The following is a 1,851-nucleotide window of genomic DNA, read 5'->3' on the forward strand; positions in this document are numbered from 1 at the left end:
GGGTCTGCAGGAACGTGCGCAGGGTCTGCGCCTCGGCGTCGATCTTGGCGGTGTCGGCCCCTTCGTTCAGTTCGTAGGAGGTGACGAGGTCGTCGCGTCGAACGACCACCAGTCGGTGGCGATGTGGTGCAGGGCCAGCGCCAGCGTGGAGCGCGTCTCGTCCACGGTGATGAACTGCCCCCTGATCAGCCGCCCGCCGTCGAGGTCGAACGTGCGGCGGCTGAAGGCGTGCAGCGCCTCGCGCAGGCTCACGCCCGTGCCGCGCAGGTCGAGCCGCTCCAGCTTGAACGGCTCCGCGGCCGGGAAGTCCACCCGCAGGTCGCCGACCTCGCCCTTGATCCGCATGCGCAGGCTGTCGTGCTGCTCCTGCACGATGGTCAGCGCCGCCTCCAGGTCGGCCGGGTCGACGGGGGTGTCGAAGTGGTACGAGCAGCACAGGTTGAGCGCTGCCGTGTCCGGATAGAGCGACTCGTACACCCAGAGGTCCTCCTGGGCGGGACTGAGCCGCACGGGCCGCGCGGGGTCGCGCGGGGGCACGATGTCGGGGATCGCGTCGAGCTTGCCCGCCTCGACGAGGCGGCGCAGCAGCTCCACCCGGCGCTCGCCCCCGAGCGCGGCGAAGCGGTCGGCGCTGTTCATGACAGGCTCGCCAGCCTTTCCAGTCCGGCGAGCACCTCGTCGGCGCCGAGCCCGAAGTCCACGAAGCAGGCCACCTCGTCGCAGCCCAGGTCGGCCAGGTCGGCCAGGCTCTTGCGGCACGTCTCCGCGGAGCCCAGCAGACTGCCCCAGCTCAGGTAGCGCTGGAACGCGAACTCCGTGAGGATGTCCAGCTGCGCGGGGGTGAGCGACTCGGCCCTCTTGTCCTTGTTGGCGGCGGTCTGTGCCACATACGACTTCAGGTACGCCTTGAGCGGCCCGCCCGCCCGCTCCCTGGCCTGCTCGTCGGTGACGCCCACGTAGGTGTGGGCCATGAGCGTGACGGTGCCCCTGGGCGGGGTGCCGTCCACTTCGAGTGCCTCGTCGTAGGCCTTGCGGTAGAGGCGGATCTTCTCGGCTAACTCCTCGCGGGTCTGGCCGATGGTGGCGCCGAGGACGTTCGTGCGCATCCGCCCGGCCGCCTCCCACGTCTGCGGGCTGCCCGAGGTCGTGGTCCACAGCGGCAGGGCGGGGGAGTACGGGCGCGGCTGCGACGTCACCGCCACCCGCTCGCCCGTGCCGTCGGTGAACTCTGCCGCCTCGCCCGCCCACAGCCTGCGCAGCAGCCCGATGTCGCGGAACGCCCGGGCACGCCGGTCCTCGAAGGCGTCAGGGGCGAGCACGAAGTCCTTCGAGTGCCAGCCGGTCGCCACCGAGACGCCGGCCCGGCCGCGTGACAGGTTGTCCACGAGGGCCCAGTCCTCGGCGACGCGCAGCGGGTGGTGGAGGGGGAGCACGAGGCTGCCCGCCCGCACGTGGATGCGCTCCGTGGCCACGGCGAGCGCGGCGCTGAGCACGGCAGGGTTGGGGAAGACCTGCCCGACCTGCTGGAAGTGCCGCTCCGGAGTCCAGACGGCGGTGAAACCGAGTCGGTCGGCGGCCCGGGTGATCGTCAGGATGTCGTCGTATTTCGCGGCATGGCCGGCGGAGCCGGTTGTAGGGTTCGGGCCGGCGGCGTCCGCGTCGTCGGCGCCGAAGAACATCACACTGAGGTCCATGGGTGTGCTCCTCACCGGGGGCGGATGCGCGGGGCTCTGGGGATGCGTTCGATGCCGGGCGCCTGCTCCAGCGCCTGCTTCATCGCTGTGGCCAGCTCGGCGACGGTCGGGGCGGAGAAGAGCTGCCCGGCGGTGGCGGGCAGGCCCTGGCTCGCCA

At 71.9% G+C, this 1,851-nt stretch carries 2 protein-coding genes; both read right to left on the bottom strand.

Annotation, left to right across the window (positions count from 1 at the left end; genetic code table 11):
• Nucleotides 1–66: 66 nt before the first annotated feature.
• The gene (locus AB0J09_RS63815; RefSeq protein ID WP_360714128.1) at nt 67–639 is read right to left on the bottom strand and encodes a condensation domain-containing protein; all 573 of its coding nucleotides are present in this window, start codon (nt 637–639) and stop codon (nt 67–69) included.
• The gene (locus tag AB0J09_RS63820) at nt 636–1,694 is read right to left on the bottom strand and encodes a MupA/Atu3671 family FMN-dependent luciferase-like monooxygenase (RefSeq protein ID WP_360714130.1); all 1,059 of its coding nucleotides are present in this window, start codon (nt 1,692–1,694) and stop codon (nt 636–638) included. The genes AB0J09_RS63815 and AB0J09_RS63820 overlap by 4 nt, the downstream gene beginning before the upstream one ends.
• Between the last annotated feature and the right edge of the window lie 157 nt (nt 1,695–1,851).

Origin of the sequence: Nonomuraea sp. NPDC049784 (genome assembly GCF_040659615.1) — a bacterium.
In the GTDB taxonomy this organism is placed as follows: domain Bacteria; phylum Actinomycetota; class Actinomycetes; order Streptosporangiales; family Streptosporangiaceae; genus Nonomuraea.